General features: G+C 36.0%; 8 protein-coding genes and 1 riboswitch. Of the genes, 6 read left to right on the top strand and 2 right to left on the bottom strand.

The window, feature by feature from the left end:
- A partial coding sequence (locus B494_RS21320) for a hypothetical protein (RefSeq protein WP_033193459.1) occupies positions 1-266 on the top strand: 266 nt, incomplete at its 5' end.
- A gap of 56 nt (positions 267-322) precedes the next feature.
- Here B494_RS21320 and B494_RS0102040 read toward each other — a convergent pair.
- Positions 323-670, bottom strand: coding sequence for a YlbF/YmcA family competence regulator (locus B494_RS0102040; RefSeq protein ID WP_017470694.1), 348 nt, complete (start codon positions 668-670; stop codon positions 323-325).
- 233 nt (positions 671-903) lie between these two features.
- Here B494_RS0102040 and B494_RS20925 point away from each other — a divergent pair, with 233 nt between their 5' ends.
- The 3 genes from B494_RS20925 to B494_RS0102025 all read left to right on the top strand — a co-directional run bounded on the left by B494_RS20925 (position 904) and on the right by B494_RS0102025 (position 2,271).
- Positions 904-1,071 carry a hypothetical protein gene (locus B494_RS20925; RefSeq protein WP_161603082.1) on the top strand — a complete coding sequence of 56 codons (168 nt, stop codon included), beginning with the start codon at positions 904-906 and terminating at the stop codon, positions 1,069-1,071.
- A 264-nt stretch (positions 1,072-1,335) separates the two neighbouring features.
- Positions 1,336-1,488: a hypothetical protein gene (locus B494_RS20760; protein ID WP_017470692.1), complete on the top strand. Its 153-nt coding sequence runs from the start codon at positions 1,336-1,338 to the stop codon at positions 1,486-1,488.
- 438 nt (positions 1,489-1,926) lie between these two features.
- Positions 1,927-2,271, top strand: coding sequence for a four-helix bundle copper-binding protein (locus B494_RS0102025; RefSeq protein WP_017470691.1), 345 nt, complete (start codon positions 1,927-1,929; stop codon positions 2,269-2,271).
- A gap of 170 nt (positions 2,272-2,441) precedes the next feature.
- Here the strand turns inward: B494_RS0102025 and B494_RS0102020 are convergent, their stop codons facing one another.
- The gene (locus tag B494_RS0102020) at positions 2,442-3,095 is read right to left on the bottom strand and encodes a phosphatase PAP2 family protein (protein WP_017470690.1); all 654 of its coding nucleotides are present in this window, start codon (positions 3,093-3,095) and stop codon (positions 2,442-2,444) included.
- Positions 3,096-3,217: 122 nt separating this feature from the next.
- A riboswitch (M-box (ykoK) riboswitch) is annotated at positions 3,218-3,384 on the top strand.
- Positions 3,385-3,612: 228 nt separating this feature from the next.
- On the opposite strand from B494_RS0102020, the gene mgtE reads away from it, so the two are divergent.
- Both mgtE and B494_RS0102000 read left to right on the top strand, forming a co-directional pair.
- Positions 3,613-4,974 carry a magnesium transporter gene (mgtE, locus tag B494_RS0102005; protein ID WP_017470687.1) on the top strand — a complete coding sequence of 454 codons (1,362 nt, stop codon included), beginning with the start codon at positions 3,613-3,615 and terminating at the stop codon, positions 4,972-4,974.
- Between the two features lie 386 nt (positions 4,975-5,360).
- The gene (locus B494_RS0102000; protein WP_017470686.1) at positions 5,361-5,564 is read left to right on the top strand and encodes a hypothetical protein; all 204 of its coding nucleotides are present in this window, start codon (positions 5,361-5,363) and stop codon (positions 5,562-5,564) included.
- The last annotated feature ends 556 nt before the right edge of the window (positions 5,565-6,120 follow it).

Genomic DNA, 6,120 nt, shown 5'->3' with positions numbered 1-6,120 from the left:
ATGGCAACAAGAGGTTAAAAAGGCTCTCGTTTGAAATAGCACATAGCAGAGGAAATATGCGAGACTCCTGCGGAAAAACGGGCGACCGAGACCCCACAGCGGTCTTTGCGAGGAGGCTTGGGCGTTCGTCCGCGGAAAGCGAGTATATTTCCCTCTGCGGCTTAGCAATAGCACTACTTTATGGAAAAAGAGCTTTTAACAAAGATGAATGGTGGAGTGAACATTACACCACCACATTTGACAGAGAACCTTCCTTTTTTATTTAGAATAGATAAAAACCATTAGGCCATAGATAGACCTAATGGTTTTATGTTTTTTAATATTAGTCTTGTGCGCCATAAAGTTCTTCTAATGGCTTTGTAATCGTACGACTAATATTATTGATTAACTCATTTACACGTTGTTCTTCGTCCATGAGTTTAGAAATTTGATCATGTTGTTGCACAGTTTCAACAACTTTACGTGCTTGATCAACTTCTTCTTCAGTAATTTCTTGACCTTGCATTTGCTTTTGTTGAAGTTCTATTTGGGTATTACGAAAATCATCAAACATTTTCTTTGCGATTTCATCACTCATCACTGCATCATAAGCAGCTTTCAAGCTGTTAAATTCTTCGCTATCACGGATAGCTTGCTCAAGTGCACTCGCACTCTCTTGGATGTTCGACATATAATAAAATCCTCCTAAAATATAGTGACCAATGTTTGGTCGGTCATTTTTTTACTGTTCCACTATAACAAACTTAACACATTTAGCCAAATCAAACCTATTTATCACGGAAACCATCCATTGATTCAAGCATCGTTTTATGTACTGAATTATGTATTAAATTGATTAAGTTACCAATCAATATCCGTACATATATTCTTTATTTTCACTCACAATATAACTGGAGGTGATTTATGATGGAAAATAACCATAAAGAAAAAGATTCATGTAAATGTGCAAAGCGTGAAAGTGATCATCGAGAAGTGGATAAAACATTGTCAAGAGATTACGGACATGAATTTGCTGATGAATTGATATCCAACCCTAGAAGAAATAAGAATCATGCTCAATATAAAAAATAAGCATGACGTCAAGGGTGGGATAAGGTAGGTAGCTTCCATTGTAAATAAGCTTCTTTTTAAAATAGAGTGAACCACTGCTAGTGTTGGTTCACTCTATTCATGCTTTGCTTTCTGAGGTGAGACCTTACCAATTGAAATCAAAAGAACTAAACTTAAAACTCTGGATGTTATAGAGCATTGTCCTCATTATGGAAATCTATCCATATAGCTATGGGGATAGTCGGCTTACAACGGGACAAACTAATGATCGTGGAGGTGATAGTGATGAGTCATGAAAAAAAAGCTAAAAAACGTAAAGGGCGCAATGATCATGAAACAATTAAAGAAACATCGCCACGACGCTTTGAACATGAATTTGCGAATGAACCGATGACACCAGTCGAACTCGATCGAAATAAAATACCGAAAAAATGCTAATAGAACGGACTAAGCCTCAAAATAGAAAATAAAAAAGCTCTAAGCAAATGCTTTGAACTGCTCCCTGTCAAGTAGACAGCGGGCAGTTCACTTATTACTTGGAGTTTTTGTACAACTATTAAGCACTTTTTTTTTAAGTCATTCAAGTCTCAAATGCATGACCATACATACAACGCATGATTCGTTTCTCACTTTCTGTTTGCCTATCACTGATCATTCGAGTGAACGCTAAATTAACCTTCACAATCCAAAGACTTGCACCACACCTATTTTACGCTTATGTAAATTCGGTCCATTTTCTCATCCGTCAGCGAATATATGGTTTTTGAGCTCTCCACTTTTTGTTTTATTTGTGTTTATCACAGACTTTTTACACAAATATCGTTTAAAAATTTACATTAGTGGTAAAAGAAAATCAATGAAAAGGAGTGATACTTAATGAGCAATGAGCAATATCAATCTGTAGTGGCTGCATTGCAAAAATGTCGAGAAGCGTGCCTATATTGTTATCGTTCTTGTTTCGAAGAAGATGCAAATCATATGGCTAGATGTATTCAGACGAACCAAGAATGTGCAACGATTTGTGCTCAATTTGAGCAAGCTTTATTCTTCGATACTCAGTTTATTGAAAGCTACGCAAAATTGTGTATTGAAGCATGCCAGGTGTGTGGCTATGAATGTGCTAAACATGAACACGATCACTGTCAAGAATGTGCTAAAGCCTGCTATGCGTGTGCTGATGCATGTAAAGCTTTACTCTCCAGTAAAGTCTCAAGTAATTAGGGCAGTTAAGATTCAAACAAGAAGGAATTTAGTTAAAAGTAATCCTATGTGGAAGTCGAAGTGTTGATGTTCTAATGATAATCAGCCTTTAAATTGTTACCTTATGTTATGGCAACCTCTTGTCATTCATGTCTCACAGTAGGTAGCATCAAAGATTTGAGGTTGCCTCTCTAAGGTATGCTTCTATATTGGAGTTTGGATCTTTTGTTGATCCAAAGCTTTATACATGTCGACAACCACGCAACCGATATGCTTATAGCGGCTAGAATATCTGTTAAGTAATGTGCCTCTAAAATAATCCGACTTAATGCTACACCTATAATAGCTGCTATTCCAAGTGACAGAACAACTATTTTTAATCGTTTATTTGCTTGAAATTGATAAACAAGGAAGATAATGAACATAAATAGTATAGTCGTTCTCATCGTATGTCCACTTGGAAAGCTAAAGGAGACCAGCTCAAATTCAATGTTAAAAAAATGAATCATCCGTTCTGAGCCTGGGCGTGTACGTTGGAATATTACTTTGAGTAGATAGTTCAAAAACACCCCGCCGATAGACATAACAATAAACAAGATAGCAACGTCCCATCGCTTTTTATAAATGAGACTAATAACTACAATCATTGAAATGGTAAGAACAAATTCAATCGTACCAATAAATGATAAGTAGCTAACGACAGGTGTAAGCGAGAAGTTATTGAGTAGCTCCGTGATTCTAACACCAATAGTATCCAATAGACTCGACGAAAGAACAGTTGTTGCAATTGCAGTATATAGAAAGATAATAAGTGAAATCACGATTATCTTGGTAGACTGTAACATAGTAAACCTCACTTTTTCAGAAAAATTTTAGAATAGCATAACATTTTTTATTAGGGTTCGCCAGTTGGAATTTAGCAATTGACATTACAAGATCGATACTTTATGATGGTGAATGTAATATTATAATTCCTCGTTAGGTGAGGCTCCTGTGCTGGAGATATGCTACTGCCCAAAAACGTCCAAAGACGCCAATGGGTCAACAGAGACTATCGAATTAAGGTGGTTTTTAATGTAGCTGGATTTGATCCTATGCCGCACAGTGCTAAAGCTCTACGAATGGAGGCGATCAGGTTATTTGGGATGCACTTAAATAATAAAGCTCACCTTCATTCAAGGGTGGGCTTTTTCTATGTCTGAGGGTAGCGTAAGGCTAAAACTTGATGATTTAACCATATTAAAAAGGGGGAATGCGGTATGGGAAGTTGTACAGATCCTGATTCGAGTTATAGGCAGAGCAGTATAAAAAGACCTCTACCGTATTTGTCGGTGTCGGGTCTCTAAATGAGGAGGATCCAATATGGTCAAATTTGAAGAATTAAACCGAGAAGATTATGCAACTGATGTGCTACATTATTTGAAACAAGAAAATAAAGATAAATTTAGAGAGCTTTTTTTAGAACTCCATCCAACGAATCAACTTGACATTTTTGTTCAGTTAAATCGTCAATTGCGAGATCGTTTGTATGGATTAATTTCAGGTGAAGAATTTGCTGAATTGTTTGAAGGGCTAGATTTAGAAAGACAAAAGCAAATCATTTTAGAATTAGATGAAGCATATATTGCTGAACTGTTTAATGCTATCCCGACCGATGAAGTAGCTGATTTGCTGGCTGAATTGGAAACTTTTGAAGCGAGTAAAATATTAAATTCAATGGATAAAGAACGAGCAATTATTATTCGCGAATTATTAAGTTATCCTATTGAAACAGCTGGTGGAATCATGGCGAAAGAATTCGTCACGATAAAGTCTACAGACAAAGTCAGTGAGGTTATTGATAATTTAAGATTTTCAGCACCTGATGCAGAAACGATATACTATTTATATGTGCTTGACCAAAAATCAAGACTTGTAGGTGTATTATCCTTGCGTGATTTAATTATAGCACCAGCGTTTGAAACAGTTGAAAATATTATGGGAACAGACATTGTTACTGTCACAATAGATATGGATCAAGAAGATGTTGCAAAATTAATGAAGCGATATGATTTTTTAGCGGTCCCTGTTGTTACGAAAGAAGATGTCTTAACCGGTATTATTACTGTTGACGATGTTATGCAAGTAATGGACGAGGAAGTTACAGAAGACTTTGATGAATTTATCGCAGCTAAAGGGGCTATTGATATTAATATAAGTTCTTTCCAAGCAGCGAAAAAACGTGCACCATGGATTGTTATGTTAATATTTTTTGGTTTTATTACTGGTGGTGTAATCAATTCATTTGAAGAGTCCTTAGAGCAGGTTGTCATCCTTGCCGCTTTTATTCCTTTAATCATGGACTCAGCAGGTAATGCGGGAACACAATCACTAGCAGTTGTTGTACGCGCAATTGCAACAGATTCTTTTGAAAAGAAAGGTTTATTACATGCAGTTAAGCGAGAATTTGGAACTGGTATTATGCTCGGTGTTATTACTGGCATCGTACTATTGATTTTAGTCCCAATTGTTTATGGTAATTTTGCATTATCCTTTATTGTAGCTGCCTCCCTGTTTTTAACATTGAGTTTCTCAACAGTGATAGGTGCTGTTGTTCCAGTTGTCATTAATAAATTAAAGTTAGATCCGGCGATTGCTTCAGGTCCATTTATTACTACTGTTAATGATATTCTAGGTTTAATTATCTATTTTACTATTGCGACGACATTTATCGCTTATTTATAAAATGAACGATCAATTCAGTTGGCGGAGGCTTACAGGATGTAGGTCATGCAGACGTTGCCGCAGGACGTGGCGGTCTTAGTCTGCAATGCTCTCCCACTGATTGTTAGTTGAGTGCATCAGGACTTCTCCGGAATAAAGGACGCATTTTACTAAAGTATAAAGTGCTATACTGATGTTCGGATTTTCAACTAACTACCCATTCTGCTTTTCTTTTAGGAAAAAGGGTTCATTTTATCATAGACAAGCGCCCTGCGTCTTTTTGTCTAACCTGGGTGAGATGCTAGTGTAATATCAATATTTACACAATTTTAATATTTCATTATTAAAGAAAATAAGCTATAATATGTGCAACACTATTTCACGAATGTTTTAGTGGAGGTGATGTTGTGAAATATGTTTACTGGTTTTTTCTTTCCATACTAGTCCTTTGGGAAACAAATGCATTACAAGATATTTATGGATTTTCTGCTTTTTGGCAATATTCGGCTAATGTCATTTTCATTGTCTATTTTGCTTATTTATTAAATATAGATATAAAATGGAATAAAATATTAATGAGATATAGTCAGCAAAAAAGGTCAATAAATTAAAAAGGGTTCTGCATGGTGTCCATGTAGAATCCTTTTTTACATGAAGAGAATATAAAACTTTCACAAAAAAATCAATATTGATTAAAGTTTTTAAAAAGTTAAGTAAAGAGAATACATTCGCCTCACGCAAAGAAAGGGTGGATAATGTGTACTTATAATATTAACCTTTGATCAGTAGGTATTTTCAAACTTTTCCGATTGATCGTTGAGGGAATCTGGACATTGCACGCTCTTAAATAAATTTACTCAACGCTCCATTTTGAGTAGGGTGTTTAACGGAGGTAAGCTGTGATAAAAACAGATTTAGACATAATCTTTGGCAATAAAGGGTATGGTAAAGTGAGATGAAATTTAATGCTATAAAACGAACCTTCAATCAGTTGGCGGAGGCCTACAGGATGTAGGTCATGCAGACGTTACCACAGGACGTGGCGGTTTTAGTCTGTAATCCTTCTTAAAGATGTGGCGGTTTTGTCTACGATCTTACCCACCCGCTGATTGTTAGTTGGCTGAATCAGGAGATGAGCGTCCGATATCCCCGCCTAGAATAGATTTA

This window comes from Amphibacillus jilinensis Y1, from assembly GCF_000306965.1.
In the GTDB taxonomy this organism is placed as follows: domain Bacteria; phylum Bacillota; class Bacilli; order Bacillales; family Amphibacillaceae; genus Amphibacillus_C; species Amphibacillus_C jilinensis.
This window is presented reverse-complemented; position numbering and strand designations above follow the sequence as displayed.